The 15,793-nt window shown below is 66.9% G+C and carries 10 protein-coding genes; 7 read left to right on the top strand and 3 right to left on the bottom strand.

The genetic code is table 11. The annotated features are described in order from the left end of the window. The first annotated feature begins 236 nt into the window (after positions 1-236). From XcuCFBP2542_RS14605 to XcuCFBP2542_RS14595, 3 genes are read left to right on the top strand one after another with little or no spacing between them, the layout of a single operon-like run. On the top strand, positions 237-896 hold the full coding sequence (locus tag XcuCFBP2542_RS14605) for a TetR/AcrR family transcriptional regulator (protein ID WP_104604327.1): 660 nt from the start codon (positions 237-239) through the stop codon (positions 894-896). 14 nt (positions 897-910) lie between these two features. Next, the gene (locus XcuCFBP2542_RS14600) at positions 911-2,209 is read left to right on the top strand and encodes an efflux RND transporter periplasmic adaptor subunit (RefSeq protein ID WP_104604325.1); all 1,299 of its coding nucleotides are present in this window, start codon (positions 911-913) and stop codon (positions 2,207-2,209) included. A gap of 12 nt (positions 2,210-2,221) precedes the next feature. After that, on the top strand, positions 2,222-5,392 hold the full coding sequence (locus XcuCFBP2542_RS14595; protein ID WP_104604323.1) for a multidrug efflux RND transporter permease subunit: 3,171 nt from the start codon (positions 2,222-2,224) through the stop codon (positions 5,390-5,392). A gap of 695 nt (positions 5,393-6,087) precedes the next feature. On the opposite strand, the gene XcuCFBP2542_RS14590 is transcribed toward XcuCFBP2542_RS14595, so the two are convergent. After that, positions 6,088-7,080 carry a LacI family DNA-binding transcriptional regulator gene (locus XcuCFBP2542_RS14590; protein ID WP_104604321.1) on the bottom strand — a complete coding sequence of 331 codons (993 nt, stop codon included), beginning with the start codon at positions 7,078-7,080 and terminating at the stop codon, positions 6,088-6,090. A 160-nt stretch (positions 7,081-7,240) separates the two neighbouring features. On the opposite strand from XcuCFBP2542_RS14590, the gene ptsP reads away from it, so the two are divergent. The 4 genes from ptsP (at position 7,241) to XcuCFBP2542_RS14570 (ending at position 14,062) form a co-directional block, all read left to right on the top strand. After that, positions 7,241-9,757 carry a phosphoenolpyruvate--protein phosphotransferase gene (gene ptsP / locus XcuCFBP2542_RS14585; protein ID WP_104604319.1) on the top strand — a complete coding sequence of 839 codons (2,517 nt, stop codon included), beginning with the start codon at positions 7,241-7,243 and terminating at the stop codon, positions 9,755-9,757. Then, positions 9,754-10,710: a 1-phosphofructokinase gene (gene pfkB, locus XcuCFBP2542_RS14580; RefSeq protein ID WP_104604317.1), complete on the top strand. Its 957-nt coding sequence runs from the start codon at positions 9,754-9,756 to the stop codon at positions 10,708-10,710. The genes ptsP and pfkB overlap by 4 nt, the downstream gene beginning before the upstream one ends. A 152-nt stretch (positions 10,711-10,862) precedes the next feature. After that, on the top strand, positions 10,863-12,608 hold the full coding sequence (locus tag XcuCFBP2542_RS14575) for a PTS fructose transporter subunit IIC (protein WP_104604315.1): 1,746 nt from the start codon (positions 10,863-10,865) through the stop codon (positions 12,606-12,608). Positions 12,609-12,790: 182 nt separating this feature from the next. Beyond that, complete coding sequence (locus XcuCFBP2542_RS14570) at positions 12,791-14,062, top strand: carbohydrate porin (protein WP_170066998.1); 1,272 nt, start codon at positions 12,791-12,793, stop codon at positions 14,060-14,062. A 102-nt stretch (positions 14,063-14,164) separates the two neighbouring features. Here XcuCFBP2542_RS14570 and XcuCFBP2542_RS14565 read toward each other — a convergent pair whose 3' ends face one another. Both XcuCFBP2542_RS14565 and XcuCFBP2542_RS14560 read right to left on the bottom strand, forming a co-directional pair. After that, the gene (locus XcuCFBP2542_RS14565) at positions 14,165-14,791 is read right to left on the bottom strand and encodes a DUF2314 domain-containing protein (protein WP_104604313.1); all 627 of its coding nucleotides are present in this window, start codon (positions 14,789-14,791) and stop codon (positions 14,165-14,167) included. A 421-nt stretch (positions 14,792-15,212) separates the two neighbouring features. Then, a complete protein-coding gene (locus XcuCFBP2542_RS14560; protein WP_276329816.1) occupies positions 15,213-15,632 on the bottom strand; it encodes a TIGR02391 family protein in 420 nt (139 codons plus the stop codon). Between the last annotated feature and the right edge of the window lie 161 nt (positions 15,633-15,793).

Genomic DNA, 15,793 nt, shown 5'->3' with positions numbered 1-15,793 from the left:
ACGGACCGTGACGACGCCTTGCTGCATAGCGCAAATACGCGGCATGCAGCGGGCGCAGCAATGCCGCCAAAGTGCTACCGCTGTGTAGTTCTTCCGGGCCGCGCGAGCCTGGCGGGCAACAGATCGCCAGATCCGGCAAAGTCCGGCACAAGGCTTGGCAAACAAGGAGTTGCGCAGACGAAACTGCGATCGTCAAGGCTGTTTAAAAACTAAACTGGACGGTATAGTCTACCCCCATGACGTCTCGTCCCCCCCATGCCGCCCGGCGTTCGGACTGCGATCGCCGCATCCATGCTGCCGTGCACACCCTGCTTGCCGAGCGCGGAATGCGGCTGAGCATGGACGCGGTGGCCGAACGCGCCGGTTGTTCCAAGCAGACGCTCTACCGTCACTACGGGTGTAAAGAAAACCTGCTGCGCGACGTGCTGCAGGGTCACGTGCACTTGGCCATGGTCCCGCTGGGCGCCGCCTCGGCTGACCTGCGCCACGACCTGCTGGCGTTTGCAGTGGCCCATCTTGACCGCCTCAACTGCCCGGATGTGTTACAGACCTGCCGTTTGGTGGAAGCCGAGTCGCACCGGTTCCCCGATCAATCCCAGCAGATCTTCCACGAAGGCGTGGTCGGCATGCAGCAGCGTCTGGCGCATCGTTTCGAGCAGGCCATCGCCGCCGGCCAATTGCACGCTGACGATCCGCAGCGCATGGCCGAGCTGCTGCTGAGCATGATCGTCGGGCTGGATTTCGATCGACAACGCTTCCAGGTGCCCCATCGCGCCGGCCTTGCCGCCAGGCAGCAGTGGGCGCAGTTCGCCGTCGACACCTTTTTGCGGGCGTTTGCCGCGGCCGGCGCCGCGCCCGTGCCGACCCCATGCACCTTTTCCACTTCAAGACCCTAACGGAGTTCCTCCTGATGATCGCCCCGCTCCGCACCTTCGGCCTGGCCCTGGCCATCACCGTGGCGCTCGCTGCCTGCAGCAAGCCCGAACAACAGCAGGCGCCGCCGCCGCCGGAAGTGTCGGTGCTGGAAATGAAGCCGCAGACACTGCCGCTGGAGCGCGATTTGGTGGGCCGCCTGTCGGCCTTCCGCTCGGCCGACGTGCGCGCCCGCGTCGATGGCGTGGTGCTCAAGCGCCTGTACACCGAAGGCACCGACGTCAAGGAAGGCCAGCCGCTGTTCCAGATCGACCCGCAACCGCTGCGGGCCACACTGTTGCAGGCACAAGGCCAGCTGGCCGCCGCCGAGGCGACCTACGCCAATGCCCAGATCGCCGCCAAGCGCGCGCGCAGCCTGGCGCCCCAGCAATACGTGTCGCGCGCGGATATCGACACCGCCGAAGCCACCGAACGCTCTTCCCGCGCCAACGTGCAGCAGGCGCGTGGCATCGTCGAAGCGGCCCGCATCCAGCTGAGTTTCGCCAATGTGACCTCGCCGATCACCGGGCGCGCCGGCATCCAGCGGGTGACCGAAGGCGCACTGGTGGGCGCTGGCGAAGCGACCCTGTTGACCACCGTGGACCAGATCGACCCGCTGTACGTGAACTTCGCGATGAGCAGCGACGAGCTGGCTGCGCTGCGCCAGGCGCAGAGCAGCGGAACCGTGCAGCTCAGCGGTGACGGCAAGTCCACCATCAACGTGGAACTGGGCAACGGCACGCAGTATCCGCACCCCGGCACGCTGGACGTCTCGGCGGTGACGGTGGATCCGAGTACCGGCGCGGTGTCGTTGCGCGCTACCCTGCCCAACCCCGAACTGGCGCTGCTACCGGGTGCGTTCGTGACCTTCAAGGCCAGCCTGGGCCAGCGCAACAACGCCTACCTGGTGCCGCAGCAGGCGCTGCAGCGCGATGCAATGGGTGCCTATGCGCTTGTGCTGGGCAAGGACGGCAAGGTGGTGCGCAAGAACCTCACCGTGGACGGCCAGCAGAAGGGCCAGTGGATCGTGACCGGCGGTGTGGCACCGGGCGACCAGGTCATCGTCGACGGCGTGCAGAAGGCCAAGGAAGGACAGCCCGCCAAGGGCGTGCCGTGGGATCCGAACAAGCCGGCCGCCGGTGCACAACCGGGTGCACCGGGTGCGGCACCGGCCACCGGCCAGGCGGGCAAGGCAGAAGGCGCACCCGCCGCCGATGCCGCCGCCCCGGCCGCGCAGAACCAGCCCAAGCAGGACGCGGCCGCGCAACCGGCCGACTCCCAGTCCAAGCAGCAGTGACGGAACCCGGACATGCCTAAGTTTTTCATCGAACGCCCGATCTTCGCCTGGGTGGTGGCGATCCTGATCTCGCTCGCGGGCGTGATCTCGATCCTGAACCTGGGTATCGAGTCGTATCCCTCGATCGCCCCGCCGCAGGTCACCGTGTCGGCCACCTTTCCCGGCGCCAGTGCCGATACCGCCGAAAAGGCAGTGACGCAGGTCATCGAGCAACAGCTCACCGGTATCGACCACCTGCTGTATTTCAATTCGTCCTCGGCCTCCAACGGGCGCGTGACCATCACCCTGACCTTCGAGACCGGCACCGACGCCGATATCGCCCAGGTGCAGGTGCAGAACAAGGTGTCGCTGGCCACGCCGCGCCTGCCCTCCGAGGTGACCCAGCAAGGCGTGGTGGTGGCCAAGGCCAACGCCGGCTTCCTGATGGTGGCGGCGCTGCGCTCGGACAACCCGTCGATCAACCGCGATGCGCTCAACGACCTCGTCGGTTCGCGCGTGCTCGAGCAGATCTCGCGCGTTCCCGGCGTTGGCAGCACCAACCAGTTCGGCGCCGAGTACGCGATGAACATCTGGTTGAACCCGGAGAAGCTGCAGGGCTACAACCTGTCGGCCACCCAGGTGCTGACCGCCGTGCGCAACCAGAACGTGCAGTTCGCTGCCGGTTCGGTCGGCGCCGACCCCACGCCCGACGGCATCAGCTTCACCGCCACCGTCTCGGCGGAAGGCCGCTTCAGCTCGCCGCAGGAATTCGAAGACATCATCCTGCGCACCGACAACAACGGCGCCACGGTGCGCCTGAAGGACGTGGCGCGCGTCACCGTGGGCCCGAGCAACTACGGCTTCGACACCCAGTACAACGGCAAGCCCACCGGTGCCTTCGGCGTCCAGCTGCTGCCGGGCGCCAATGCGCTCAACGTCTCCGAGGCAGTGAGTGCCAAGCTCGACGAACTGCAGCCCACCTTCCCGCAGGGGGTGACCTGGTTCGCACCGTACGAGTCGACCACCTTCGTGCGCATCTCCATCGAGGAAGTGGTGCACACCCTGGCCGAAGCCATCGTGCTGGTGTTCCTGGTGATGCTGCTGTTCCTGCAGAACTTCCGCGCCACGGTGATTCCGACCCTGGTGATTCCGGTGGCGCTGCTGGGCACCTTCTTCGGCATGTACGCCATCGGCTTCACCATCAACCAGCTGACACTATTTGCGATGGTGCTGGCGATCGGCATCGTGGTGGACGACGCGATCATGGTGATCGAGAACGTCGAACGCATCATGAGCGAAGAACACCTGGAGCCGAAGGCGGCCACCCAGAAGGCGATGACCCAGATTACCGGCGCGGTGGTGGCCATCACCGTGGTGCTGGCGGCGGTGTTCATCCCGTCCTCGCTGCAGCCGGGCGCCTCCGGTGCGATCTACAAGCAGTTTGCGCTGACCATCGCCATGTCGATGGGCTTCTCCGCGCTCCTGGCGCTGACCTTCACGCCGGCGCTGTGCGCCAGCTTCCTCAAGGCCACCCATTCGGACAAGAAGAACTGGGTCTATCGCACCTTCGACAAGTACTACGACAAGCTGGCGCACCGCTATGTGGGCGTGGTCGGTCACACCCTGAAGCGCTCGCCGCCATGGATGATGGTGTTCGTGGTGCTGGTGGTGCTGTGCGGCTTCCTGTTCACGCGCATGCCGGGCAGCTTCCTGCCCGAAGAAGACCAGGGCTTTGCGGTGGCGATCGTGCAGCTGCCGCCAGGTGCCACCAAGATCCGCACCAACGAAGCGTTCGCGCAGATGCGTGCGGTGCTGGAAAAGCAGCCGGCCGTGGAAGGCATGCTGCAGATCGCCGGTTTCAGTTTCCTGGGTTCGGGCGAAAACGTCGGCATGGGCTTCATCCGGCTCAAGCCGTGGGACGAACGCGACGCCACCGCCGAGGAGCTGATCCAGCAACTCAACGGTGCCTTCTACGGCATCAAGGGCGCGCAGATCTTCGTGGTCAACCTGCCCACCGTGCAGGGCCTGGGACAGTTCGGCGGCTTCGACATGTGGCTGCAGGACCGCGCTGGCGCAGGCCAGGAGGCATTGAACCAGGCGCGCAACATCGTGCTGGGCAAGGCCGCGCAGAAGGCCGACACCATGGTGGGCGTGCGTCCGAACGGGCTGGAAAACTCGCCGCAACTGCAATTGCATGTGGACCGCGTGCAGGCGCAATCGATGGGGTTGAACGTCAGCGACATCTACAACTCGATCCAGCTGATGCTGGCGCCGGTGTATGTCAACGACTACTTCTCCGAAGGCCGCATCAAGCGCGTCAACATGCGCGCCGACGACCAGTTCCGTACCGGTCCCGACGCGCTGCGCAACTTCTTCACCCCCAGCACCTCCGCCACCGGTGCCGATGGCCAGCCCGGCATGATTCCGTTGAGCAACGTGGTCAAGGCCGAATGGACCTACGCCTCGCCGGCGTTGAACCGCTACAACGGCTATTCGGCGGTGAATATCGTCGGCAACCCGGCCCCGGGCGGCAGCTCCGGCCAGGCGATGGCGGCGATGGAAGAAATCGTCAACAACGATCTGCCGCCGGGTTTCGGCTTCGACTGGAGCGGCATGTCCTACCAGGAAATCATTGCCGGCAATGCGGCCACGCTGTTGCTCGCGCTGTCGGTGGTGGTGGTGTTCCTGTGCCTGGCCGCGCTTTACGAGAGCTGGTCGATTCCGGTGGCGGTGCTGATGGTGGTGCCGATCGGCGTGCTGGGCGCGATCGTCTTCTCGATGCTGCGCGGCCTGCCGAACGACCTGTATTTCAAGATCGGCATGATTACGGTCATTGGTCTTGCGGCGAAGAACGCGATCCTGATCGTGGAATTCGCGGTGGAGCAGCGCGCGGCGGGCAAGACCTTGCGCGAGGCCACGCTGGAAGCGGCGCATCTGCGTTTCCGCCCGATCCTGATGACCTCGTTCGCCTTCATCCTGGGTGTGCTGCCGCTGGCGATCTCCACCGGTGCCGGCGCCAACTCGCGTCACTCCATCGGTACCGGCGTGATCGGCGGCATGGTGTTCGCCACCGTGCTCGGCGTGATCTTCATCCCGCTGTTCTTCGTGGTGGTGCGCCGCATGCTGGGCGACAAGCTGGACGAGCAGTCCAAGGAGTATCTGGTCGCGCAGAACGACTCGGGCACGCACCGCCCGGATCGCTGAGCCAGGCGTTTGTTGCAACCAAGAAGCCCCGGCACTGCCGGGGTTTTTTGGTTGCGATCTCGTACTACCTCGTAGGAGCGCACCCGGGCGCGACAGGCCTTCCCGGTAACGCCCGTCGCGCCCGGGTGCGCTCCTACGATGGGGCGGCTAGATGCGCGGGCGGGCACCGGTAGAGCCACGCACCACGCAACGCCCGGTCATCACCGTGCGGCGGATCGGCAGCTGTTGCCCTCCCGTACTGTCCCGTAGGAGCGCACCTGGGCGCGACAGGCCTTCCCGGTAACGCCCGTCGCGCCCAGGTGCGCTCCTACGATGGGGCGGTTAGATGCGCGGGCGGGCGCCGGTAGAGCCACGCACCACGCAACGCCCGGTCATCACCATGCGGCGGATCGACAGCTGCGGCCGGCGATGCCGGGGTCTTTGGGTTGCGATCCCGTACTACCTCGTAGGAGCGCACCTGGGCGCGACAGGCCTTCCCGGTAACGCCCGTCGCGCCCGGGTGCGCTCCTACGATGGGGCGGCTAGATGCGCGGGCGGGCGCCGGTAGAGCCACGCACCACGCAACGCCCGGTCATCACCATGCGGCGGATCGGCAGCTGTTGCGCTCCCGTACTGTCGCGTAGGAGCGCACCTGGGCGCGACAGGCCTTCCCGGTAACGCCCGTCGCGCCCAGGTGCGCTCCTACGATGGGGCGGCTAGATGCGCGGGCGGGCGCCGGTAGAGCCACGCACCACGCAACGTCCGGTCATCACCATGCGGCGGATCGGCAGCTGCGGGTTGCCCAGGCGTTCCAGCAGCAGCGACATCGCTGCGCGGCCCATGTCCTCGACCGGTTGCTCGACCACGGTGATGCCGGGTTCGACCAGGTCGGTCCAGCGTTCGTTGTCGAAGCCGGCCAGCGCCAGGTCCTGCGGCAGGCGCAAGCCGGCGGTGCGCGCGGCCTTCAGCGCGCCCATCAGCAGCAGGCTGTTACTGGCGACGATGGCTTCGGGGCGGTCGTCGCTGGCCAGCCAATCGCTCAGCTCGGCGATCGCCGCTTCGGCCGTCGGCGCCACTTCGCGGTAGTCCGGTGCCAGACCCTGCGCACGCATCGCGGCCAGGTAGCCGTCGCGGCGCTCGGCCGCGGTGGTGCTGGTGCTGCCGAACAACCCGCCGATGCGCCGGTAGCCCTGCGCCTGCAGATGCACCACCAGTTCGGCCATCGCTGCCGCGTTGTCCAGCACCACGCTGTCGTAGCGGCTGCCGGGGCCGGCACGGTCCACCAGCACGGTGGGGTACTCCAGCGACAGCGCATGCATGCGCCCCACGGTCACGCGGGTTGGCGCGAAGATCAGCCCGGTGATGCGCTCTTCCTGCATCAGCTCCAGGTACAGCGCCTCGCGCTCGGGGTCTTCATCGGTGTTGCACAAGGTCACGCGCATACCGGCCTTGTAGGCAACCTCTTCCACCGCCCGGATCAGCGCGGTGAAGTACGGGTTGCGGATGTCGGCCACGATCACCCCCAGGATGCCGGACTGCTGCGAGCGCAGCCGCCGCGCCATCAAGTTGGGCCGGTAACCGGTCCGGCGCACCGCCGCTTCCACCTTGGCGCGCACCTCGGCGCTCACCGGGCCGCTGCCCAGCGCCCGCGACACCGTGGACTTGGATACCCCGGCCACCCGGGCCACGTCATTGATGCTGGTACTCACTGGGACCGTTCCCGCTCCATATGCCGCACCTGAACGCAGGCGGCTCTTGACTCCGATCCTAACCTGAAAGCATTACTTGGTTTTTGTGCACCGCACATTGACCTGGATAGTGGGAACGTTCCCACTATACTTCCCAGCCCGATCCCACCCGGAGCCCGCCTTGTCCTCTCCGCCGCTTGCCCCCGTGACCCCCGAGCTTGTCCGCCTGCGCGCGCACGCCCGCGACAAGGACGACGCCATCGCCCAGGCCGCGCAGCTGCTGGTTGCCGCCGGCTGCGTGGCACCGGGCTACGACGCCAGCATGCGGCGCCGCGAAGGCCTGGCGAACACCTTCCTGGGCCATGGCCTGGCGATCCCGCACGGGGTGGGCGAAGACCGCCACCTGGTGCGCCGCGACGGCATCGCGGTGCTGCAGCTGCCCGAAGGCGTGGAGTGGAACCCCGGCCAGACCACCCGGCTGGTGGTGGGCATCGCTGCGCAATCCGACACCCATCTCACCCTGCTGCGCCGGCTGACCCGGCTGATCCAGGAGCCCGCGCAGCTGGAGGCGTTGTTCACCACAGACGACCCCGGCGTGATCGTGGCCGCCCTCACCGGCGACCGCGCCCCGGACACCGAAGCCGCGCCGGCCACCGACCTGGCCGAAACGTTCGAGTGGACCATCGCCTACCCCAATGGCCTGCACGCGCGCCCGGCCACCCGCTGGGCCGAAACCGCCCGTGGCTTTTCCGCCCGCGCCCAGGTCCGCGCCGGCGACCAGGCCGCCGATGCCAAGAGCCTGGTCGGCCTGCTGCAGCTGGGCCTGCGTGCCGGCGACAGCATCACCGTCTCGGCCGAAGGCAGCGATGCCGCCGCCCTGCTCAAGCGCCTACGTGCGGTGATGGACAGCCTGTCCGCACAGGAAAAAGCCGACGCCGAACGCGCCGCGCAACGCCGCGCCGCCCCGGTGGCCGGCTGGACCCCGCCGCAGGCACAGCCGGCCATTGTCGGTATCGGTGCCAGCCCGGGCGTGGCGATCGGCATCGTGCACCGGCTGCGCGCGGCGCAGACCGAGGTGGCCGATCAACCGGGAGGCCTGGGCGATGGCGGCGCGCAGCTGCATGACGCGCTGACCCGCACCCGCCAGCAGTTGGCGGCGATCCAGGACGACACCCAGCGCCGTCTCGGCGCCTCGGACGCGGCCATCTTCAAGGCCCAGGCCGAGCTGCTCAACGACACCGACCTCATCACCCGCACCTGCCAACTGATGGTCGAAGGCCACGGCGTGGCGTGGTCGTGGCATCAGGCGGTGGAACAGATCGCCTCCGGTCTGGCGGCGCTGGGCAACCCGGTGCTGGCCGGCCGCGCCGCCGATCTGCGCGACGTCGGCCGCCGGGTGCTGGCGCAGCTGGACCCGGCGGCGGCGGGCGTCGGCCTCACCGACCTGCCCGACCAACCCTGCATCCTGCTGGCCGGCGACCTGTCGCCGTCGGACACCGCCAACCTGGACACTGCCCGAGTATTCGGCCTGGCCACCGCACAAGGCGGCCCGACCTCGCACACCGCGATCCTGTCGCGCACCCTGGGCCTGCCGGCGCTGGTCGCAGCCGGGGGCCAGTTGCTGGATATCGAAGACGGCGTCACCGCCATCATCGACGGCAGCAGCGGCCGGCTCTATCTCAACCCGTCCGAGCAGGACCTGGACGCGGCACGCACCCACATCGCCGAGCAGCAGGCCATCCGCGAGCGCGAAGCCGCGCAACGCGCCCTGCCTGCCGAGACCACCGACGGTCACCACATCGACATCGGTGCCAACGTCAACCTGCCCGACCAGGTGGCGATGGCACTGACCCAGGGTGCCGAAGGCGTCGGCCTGATGCGTACCGAGTTCCTGTTCCTGGAGAGCGGCCGCACGCCCAGCGAAGACGAGCAGTACCAGACTTACCTGGCAATGGCGCAGGCACTGGATGGTCGCCCGCTGATCGTGCGGGCGCTGGATATCGGCGGCGACAAGCAGGTGGCGCACCTGGAACTGCCGCACGAAGAAAACCCGTTCCTGGGCGTGCGCGGCGCGCGCCTGCTGTTGCGTCGCCACGACCTGCTGGGGCCGCAACTGCGGGCGCTGTACCGCGCTGCCAGGGACGGTGCGCGGCTATCGATCATGTTCCCGATGATCACCTCGGTGCCGGAGCTGATCGCACTGCGCGCCATCTGCGCGCGCATCCGCGCCGAGCTGGACGCGCCCGAGCTGCCGATCGGCATCATGATCGAAGTACCGGCCGCCGCCGCGCAGGCCGACGTGCTGGCGCGCCACGCGGACTTCTTCTCGATCGGCACCAACGACCTCACCCAGTACGTGCTGGCGATCGACCGCCAGAACCCCGAACTGGCCGCCGAGGCCGACAGCCTGCATCCGGCAGTGTTGCGCATGATCCGCAGCACCATTGAAGGCGCACGCAAACACGACCGCTGGGTTGGCGTGTGTGGCGGACTGGCCGGCGATGCATTCGGTGCCAGCCTGTTGGCCGGCCTGGGCGTGCAGGAACTGTCGATGACGCCCAACGACATCCCGGCGGTGAAGGCGCGCCTGCGCGGCACCGCGCTCAGCACGCTGCGGCAGTTGGCCGAGCAGGCGTTGAACTGCGAAACCGCCGAGCAAGTGCGCGCACTCGAAGCACAGCGCGAGGACATGGCATGAGCCTGCAGGCCATCACCGTCACGCTGAACCCGGCGATCGACCAGACCATCCAGCTCGACAGCCTGCAGCCCGGCGCCGTGCATCGCGCCAGCAGCGTGCGCAACGATGCCGGCGGCAAGGGCATCAACGTGGCGGCGTGCCTGGCCGACTGGGGCAGCGATGTCGCCGCACTCGGTGTGCTCGGCGGCGGCAATGCCGGCGTGTTCGAAGCGCTGTTCCGTGAGCGCGGCATCGTCGACCACTGCCAGCGCGTGGCCGGCGACACCCGCACCAATCTCAAGCTGGTGGAGGCGCGCAGCAACGACACCACCGACATCAACCTGCCCGGCCTGCAACTGACCAGCGCGCATCTGCAAGGCGTGGCCGATCAGCTCGCGCCGCTGCTGCGTCCCGGCCTGCCGGTGGTGCTGTCCGGCAGCCTGCCGGCCGGCCTGCCCGACGACAGCTGGGCGCAGTTGCAGGCGCAGGCCGGCGCGGCCGGTGCACGCGTGCTGCTGGATACCAGCGGCGCGCCGCTGGTGGCCGCATTGGGCACCGCCCGCGAGGCCCTGCCGTACGCGGTCAAGCCGAACCGCCACGAACTGGAAGCCTGGACCGGCCGCCCGCTCACCGACCGCGCCGCGCTCAGCGCCGCCGCACACGAACTGCTCGCGCGCGGCATCCAGCTGGTGGTGATTTCGATGGGCACTGACGGTGCGTTGTTCGTGCAGCGCGACAAGCGCCTGATTGCGCGCCCGCCACGGCTGGCGCAGGGCAGCAGCGTGGGCGCAGGCGATGCGATGGTGGCCGGCCTGGCCGCCGCGCTCCTGGATGCGGCCACCGATCTGGAGCAATGCGCGCGGCTGGCCACCGCGTTTTCGATGTGCCGGCTGGAAAGCGGTAACGCGCGCCGGATCACAGCCGATGGCGTGCGCCGCGCCGCAAGCGACGTCGTGATCGAGATGCTGTCGTGAGCCCTTGTCTGCCGCGGCCGCGCTCGGACGCAGGCAGGTCCACGCCTGGTGCCATGCGTCTGCGCACCCCCGGCCTGCGCCACCCGCGCGCGTAAGCCTCGCCCATCCCCCCGCCGGCCACCCGGCGACCGCAATACCGCAGGAGTTTTTCCATGTCCTCTTCCATCGTGGTCATCGCCGCCGGCGAACGCAGTACCGAGGCCGTCCTGGCGGCCGAAGCGCTGCGCCGTGCGGCCACCGCCGCCGGCCGCAGCCTGACGGTCGAAATCCGCAGCGACCAGGGCGTGCTTGGCGCCTTGCCCGCCGCGCTGGCCAGCGGCGTGTCCCAGGTGCTGGTGATCGGCGATGCCGACGCCGACACCAGCCGCTTCGGCGACGCGCAACTGCTGCATCTGAGCCTGGGCGCAGTACTGGACGACCCTTCCGCCGCGCTCAGCCAGCTCGCCGTCACCTCCAGCGCTGGCGCCGCGTCTGCTGCGGGCGATGTGTCTTCCAATGCCAGCAAGCGCATCGTCGCCATCACCTCCTGCCCCACCGGCATCGCCCACACCTTCATGGCCGCCGAAGGCCTGCAGCAGGCCGCGAAGAAACTCGGCCACCAGATGCGCGTGGAAACCCAGGGCTCGGTGGGCGCGCAGGATGCGTTGACCGACGATGAGATCCGCATGGCCGATGTGGTCATCATCGCCGCCGACCGCGAAGTGGACCTGGCCCGTTTCGCCGGCAAGCGCGTGCTCAAGAGCGGAACCAAGCCGGCCATCAACGACGGCCTGACCCTGATCAACAAGGCGCTGGCCGAGGCCAGCGTGCACGGCGGCGCGGCACAGGCCAACGGCACCGCCGCCAGCACGACCGCAAGCAAGGGCAACGGCCGCACCGGCGCCTACAAGCACCTGATGACCGGCGTGTCGTTCATGCTGCCGTTCGTCACTGCCGGCGGCCTGTTGATCGCGCTGGCCTTCGCGCTCGGCGGCATCTACGCCGGCGACGACGCGCACCAGGGCACCCTGGCGTGGTCGCTGTTCCAGATCGGCGCCAAGGCCGGTTTCACCCTGATGGTGCCCGCGCTGGCCGGCTATATCGCCTACTCCATCGCCGACCGCCCCGGCATCGCGCCCGGCATGATCGGCGGCCTGGTCGCGGCCAATCTCAATGCAGGTTTTCTCGGCGGCATCATTGCCGGCTTCATCGCCGGTTACGGCGTGGCCGCGCTCAACCGCACCATCAAGCTGCCGCGCACGCTGGAAGGGCTCAAGCCGGTGCTGATCCTGCCGGTGCTGGGTACCCTGTTGGTGGGCCTGGCGATGATGTATGTGTTCGGCCAACCGGTCGCCGACCTGCTGGCCTGGCTCACTGCGTGGTTGCGCGGCATGCAGGGCAGCAGTGCGCTGCTGCTGGGCCTGTTGCTGGGCGGCATGATGGCCTTCGACATGGGCGGGCCGGTCAACAAGGCCGCCTATGCGTTCTCCACTGGCCTGATCGCCAGCCAGGTCTACACCCCGATGGCCGCCGCCATGGTGGCCGGCATGACCCCGCCGCTGGGCATCGCACTGGCCACCTGGATGTTCCGCAATCGCTTCACCGCCGAAGAACGCGGCACGGCCACCGCCGCCGGCGTGCTCGGGCTGGCTTTCGTGACCGAAGGAGCGATCCCGTACGCCGCGCGCGACCCGTTGCGCACCATTCCGGCGCTGGTGATCGGCTCGGCCGTGGCCGGCGCGATCTCAATGACCGCCGGCGCCGAACTGAAGGCACCGCACGGCGGCATTTTCGTGCTGCTGATCCCCAATGCCGTGACCCACCTGCTCAATTACGTGCTGGCCCTGGTGGTCGGTGTGGTGATCACTGCCATCGCGCTGCGCCTGCTCAAGAAGCCGGTTGCCGACGTCGTCGCCTGACGCACGTTTGCCGCGCGTTGCCGATCAGCTGTGCGCTTCCATCGCAGCTGATCGCTGACCCGCCTCATCGCTGACCGGTTTCACCGCTGCGCTGCGCACCGTCGTGCGCGGCCAGAGGCTTGCCCACCCCTTACCTGTCGCGTTCGCCACCTAGGCCACGCCCTTCTGTCCGGAGTCCTGCCATGACCGCCCTCGCCCACCGCCGCCACCGCCTGCTGTGCCTGTCGCTGACCCTGGCACTCACCCCGCTCGCCCACGCGCAGGATGCCGCCGATGCCTTCAAACTCAAGCTGGGCTACACCGGCGAAGCCGCCGCGATGATCGACGGTGGTCGCAAGCGCGGCGACGCCTACGCCGGCCAGCTGATGGTCGGCACCGACGTGGACATGGACCGCCTGTTCGGCTGGAACGGCGCCACGGTCAAGCTCTATGTCACCAACCGCCACGGCACCAACCTGTCCAACAGCAGCATTGGCAACAGCACCTCGGTGCAGGAAATCTACGGCGGCCAGGGCACCCGCCTGGCCAATTTCACCCTGCTGCAAAAACTCTTCAACGACCGCCTGGAACTGGAAGCCGGCCGCAGCGTGGCCAACATCCACTTCCTCGGCTCGGACCTGTGCCAGTACTTCCAGGGCAACTCCGCCTGCGGCAACCCCACCTTCGTGTTCCGCACCAGCAACTTCACCTACTGGCCGGTCTCCAGCTGGGCCGCACACGCCACCGCCTGGGTCACGCCCAAGGTCTATGTGCATGTGGGCGCGTATGAAGTGAACCCGGTGCAGGCCCAGGACGGCCAGCACGGCCTGAAGTGGAGCACCGACGACACTACCGGCGTAGTGGTGCCCTTCGCCATCGGCTACAAGAACAAGGGCGGCGACGGCACGCTGGCGGCACTGTACGAACTCGGTGGCTGGCAGGACAACTCCGACTACACCGACCCGCTGCGCGACCGCAACGGCAACCCCGCCGTGCTCAGCGGCCTGGGCTATGAGAACAAGCAGGGCCGCTCAGGCCTGTTTGGCCGCTTCGAACAACAGGTCACCAACCCCGACCCATCCGGCACCCGCGGCCTGACCGTATTCGCCGCCATGCTCAAGAGCACCGGCGGCCAGGCCATCGAAGACCATTTCGTGCAACTGGGCCTTGTGCAGAAAGGCACCTTCGCCAGCCGCCCGCAGGACAACATCGCCTTCGTCATCACCCAGCAGAAATACAGCGACGCAGCCATCGAAAACCTGCGTCTGGCCCGCGCCTCCGCCGGCGGCACCGGCACCCCGGCCGATAACCAGATCATGATGGAGCTGAGCTACGGCATCCAGGTCACCAAGCGCCTGCGCATCGCCCCCAACCTGCATTACGTCATCAACCCCGACCAGTTCAACGAAGCTACCCGCAGCACCGATCTGAAGAATGCATTGATTGCGGGCATGCGGATTGATTGGAATCTGTGACCCGTGGAGAAGCTGCGCGTGTTGCGCGCATGCTTGTAATGACCCATCACTGCCTAACGCCTGAGTTAAGCCGCCCCGCAGAGCGGCGTCGGCTTAGACAACTTAATAGGGGGCAGGCAGCGGCGCATAACTGTTCACCCCGATGTAGCGATCAAACGGCTCGCGCTCGGCTGCAGGAAGGCGGCTCCGTTGAATGCGAAGCGAGTAACCGCCATGCATGACGCCCGAGCTGACCAAAGCCCAATCCGCTACTTCCGATTCCGGCACGAACTCCCTTGTGCCAGGCGAAAGATCAGTGAACTCGGGCGGCGCCTCGAAGACGGACGCGTTGAACCCAGAGGGCGTAGCGGACTCCACGCTTAGCCAAAGCCACATCCCGCCAACTGCCGGATGAGAGATGTATGTCTTTACCAGAGGTGAGACATCGGCCGGTATTCCATCGGCTAGTAACCGACGAAAGTGGCTTAGCGAGCCGTGAGCTGCTCGGGCAGCGTGCGCGAGCTCCCCTTTGGGCATCGCCATAAACAGGGGTTCGTCTTGGGCTTGCTCAAATTTGCTGGCGGCATCGGGTTGACCAAGGCCCAGTACGCCGCGTACGAACCCAAGAATCTTACAGACTTTGCTCATTCCCGCTGCCCCTAGCGCCTGAATTAAGCCGGGCCGCGAAGCGGCTTCGGCTTGAATGAATTGCCAGGATTCATCACGAGTGTCGCGCAGGTAGTGGCGCATTGGTCTGGATCGACTCAAACACTGCGTCTGGATTGCTCTGGCACCAATAGCGGAAGTACAAGAATGGCTCCTTGCCCTCAAACAGATCAGTCGCGCTTGTCTCAGGATGGATCAAAAGCCTTGGCTGATGCCACTGTTGAGCCATAACGCCAATGCAGTTTTCCGAGCCAGCAACATCAAGCAGCCATGTGGCTTGCCCGCCAGCAATGCCTGCCAGCGGGCAAGCGCGCCAAGCGGCGGCTAGCATCTCTAGGACATTGGAGGATGCCGCAATGGAGAACGTCGCTCGGTGTGAGTCACAGTCATCTCCAGCGCAAACGCTGTCTCGGTCTGCTTTGATTTGGATTGTCGCAGCATCTGACATAAGCCCTATTACCTGAGTTGAGTCGCGCCGCGAAGCGGCGTCGGCTTGGACGAATTGTTAGACCTTACCACCACTGACTACAGACGCCGAGTCAAGCTTCCGGTGTAGGTAGGAAACAAGCGAGAACATGTCTACAGCATCCTGTTCCGGCATTGTCCACTCCGTCCGAGGTGCGTGCGCGACCGGATTACGGACGGCACCGAATACGCCTGTAAGGAGGTTCGCTACTCCCTTCTGCTCGCTCACTTCAGTCTCCGAGCTGAGCGAGTTCAACGCGATGATAGGTGACTTGGTGGAAAAAGCTGTGCTAACCAGGTCGGCACCGTCCGACTTGAGCCCGGACATTTTGCGAATGCGCTGGCCAAGCCCTTTGATGGCTTCGAAGACAGCGTGGAAATAGTTGTCTTGTAGCAGTTCAGCCCGGCAGTACTTAAAGACTTCGGGGTGGGTGGAGCGACACTCAAGAAGACCCTTCAGTCTTCCAGCCCGCGCCTGAGCGCCGGAGAGAGTTGATTCGCGAGTGGTGCGGACGACTTTGCCGTCTTCTCTAAGAGGGTGTTTACATAATTAACCAGTCAGCCGCGCCAGCAGCAATCGCGCTTGAGCCAGCCAAACCCACGCCTCGGCCACCTTGGGCA

This window comes from Xanthomonas cucurbitae (assembly GCF_002939885.1).
GTDB classification, from domain to species: Bacteria; Pseudomonadota; Gammaproteobacteria; order Xanthomonadales; family Xanthomonadaceae; genus Xanthomonas; species Xanthomonas cucurbitae.
The sequence above is the reverse complement of the archived record's forward strand: the minus strand, read 5'-3'. Positions and strand labels throughout refer to the sequence as shown.

Coding starts and splice junctions, on each gene's coding strand:
- XcuCFBP2542_RS14565 (WP_104604313.1), bottom strand. CDS start 14,791: ATGCGCCACTACCTGCGCGACACTCGTGATGAATCCTGGCAATTCATT.
- XcuCFBP2542_RS14600 (WP_104604325.1), top strand. CDS start 911: ATGATCGCCCCGCTCCGCACCTTCGGCCTGGCCCTGGCCATCACCGTG.
- XcuCFBP2542_RS14605 (WP_104604327.1), top strand. CDS start 237: ATGACGTCTCGTCCCCCCCATGCCGCCCGGCGTTCGGACTGCGATCGC.
- XcuCFBP2542_RS14575 (WP_104604315.1), top strand. CDS start 10,863: ATGTCCTCTTCCATCGTGGTCATCGCCGCCGGCGAACGCAGTACCGAG.
- XcuCFBP2542_RS14570 (WP_170066998.1), top strand. CDS start 12,791: ATGACCGCCCTCGCCCACCGCCGCCACCGCCTGCTGTGCCTGTCGCTG.
- XcuCFBP2542_RS14595 (WP_104604323.1), top strand. CDS start 2,222: ATGCCTAAGTTTTTCATCGAACGCCCGATCTTCGCCTGGGTGGTGGCG.
- pfkB (WP_104604317.1), top strand. CDS start 9,754: ATGAGCCTGCAGGCCATCACCGTCACGCTGAACCCGGCGATCGACCAG.